This window comes from Celeribacter persicus (assembly GCF_003050785.1).
GTDB classification, from domain to species: Bacteria; Pseudomonadota; Alphaproteobacteria; order Rhodobacterales; family Rhodobacteraceae; genus Celeribacter; species Celeribacter persicus.
On sequence record NZ_QAOH01000079.1, the window covers coordinates 1 to 1,719 of the forward strand.

General features: G+C 62.9%; 2 protein-coding genes. One reads left to right on the forward strand and one right to left on the reverse strand.

Annotated features, from left to right (window positions below; translation table 11 throughout):
* Window positions 1-1,116: ATP-binding protein (locus C8N42_RS21245; protein ID WP_107818382.1), on the forward strand; the 1,116-nt coding region annotated here is incomplete at its 5' end.
* A 366-nt stretch (window positions 1,117-1,482) separates the two neighbouring features.
* On the opposite strand, the gene C8N42_RS21750 is transcribed toward C8N42_RS21245, so the two are convergent.
* Window positions 1,483-1,647 (reverse strand): hypothetical protein, encoded by a 165-nt coding sequence (locus C8N42_RS21750; RefSeq protein WP_009574204.1) that lies wholly within the window; start codon window positions 1,645-1,647, stop codon window positions 1,483-1,485.
* Between the last annotated feature and the right edge of the window lie 72 nt (window positions 1,648-1,719).

Genomic DNA, 1,719 nt, shown 5'->3' on the forward strand with positions numbered 1-1,719 from the left:
CCGATCCGTGCGCACGACGAGTTCTTCACCTATCTCGTGCGCGATGCCGAAGGCCGCATCCTGCTGCAATCGCATGCGGCGGACCCCACCGTGTTCCCCTCCTATGACGGGCCCGGGTTTCGCCAGACCGCGACGCACCGTCTCTACAGCGACGCGGCGCTTCAGGACACGATCCGCATCACAGTGGCCGAGCCGCTGGCCCACCGCATGTCGGTGGCTCGCGAAATCCAGATGGGTCTCGGCCTGCCCTTGCTGATCGTGCTTCCAGTGGCCTTGATCGCGATCATCCTGGCAGTTCGCTTCAGCCTTGATCCTCTGCGCCGGTTCCGCGCGCGGCTGGAAGCACGTGGCGCTCGCGACCTTTCGCAGGTTCCTCACGAGGGGCTTCCAACTGAAATCGGCCCGTTGGCTGATACGCTGAACAGCCTGCTGGCCAGATTACGTGAGGCGTTCGAGGCCGAGCGAAGCTTCGCCGCGAACGCCGCTCACGAGTTGCGCACACCACTCGCGGGAGCGATCGCGCAGGCGCAGAGGCTCAGGTCGGAAACCAAGGACCGAGCGGCTGCACAACGTGCGACCGACATCGAGGAGACGCTGAAAAGGCTGACGCGACGCACAGAACGCATGATGCAACTCGCGCGGGCAGAAGGCGGGCGATTGAGGATGGACAAAAGCTCGGATCTGAGGGGCGTTGCGAGAATTGTGGTGGACGATATTGGCCGCACGGGCACGCCAGATCGTATCAGGCTAAATCTTCCCGACATGGCTGTCATGTCAGATCTTGATCCCGACGCCTTCGCCATCCTGTGCCGGAACCTCGTGGAAAACGCTCTTCGTCACGGAGCACAGGCTTCCCCGGTCGACGTCACGCTGACCGCATCTGGCCAGTTCACCGTAGCAAATGACGGCCCCGTCGTGCCGTGCGAAACACTCGACCGGCTGACAGCGCGTTTCGAGCGGGCCTCTGCCACCTCCGACGGCAGCGGCCTGGGTCTTGCCATCGTCGCCGCAATCGCAGAGCGGATCAGCAGCCGCCTTGTCCTTCAATCGCCGCGGCCGGGCCGGACCACAGGTTTTCAAGTATCACTCAGGTTGCCGATAGACGACAGCGAGTGACAGCGACATCCACTTTGGTTCCCAAAGGGCCAAATGCAGCCTCGGGATCAAGATCATCAGGGCCTGGCCTGGCGCGTCGGTTACCGTGCTATGCAGCGTCACGCTCGGAAAGGCAGCGCACAGCGCCAGCAGCCTGTTCGGAATGGACCCCGCGCTGATGAACGTCATGTAACCAGCGCTCACCATGGGGGTGACCGCTGTTTCCAGCATATAGGGATGGTCGACGAAAAGGCTTCCCGAACATGGTAGAAGCAGACTGTCGGAAGCGATTGTTAGCCGACTGACTATCTCCGGTCACGGGGGCATTACTAGGCCCAGGTGCACACCTGTGCCACGCCTGGGCCCTCGGGAAGTGAGGCCGAAGCCTCACCCGAAGGGATCGTATTCCGAGACGATCACGACCTCGTCTCCGTCGATTTCATCAGCGGGGACGGCGCCATAGGTTCCATCACCGGCCTGGAAGACGACGATCGAGACCATGAGCGTGGCGGCGAGAGAGGCGGCGAAGGCGTGAGCATCTTTGCGGGACATCTGTTTGGCTCCTGTCTTGGAGGCGGAGGACCATCCCCCGCGCGACAGGACCCCGCAGGCCCGAAGACTGGC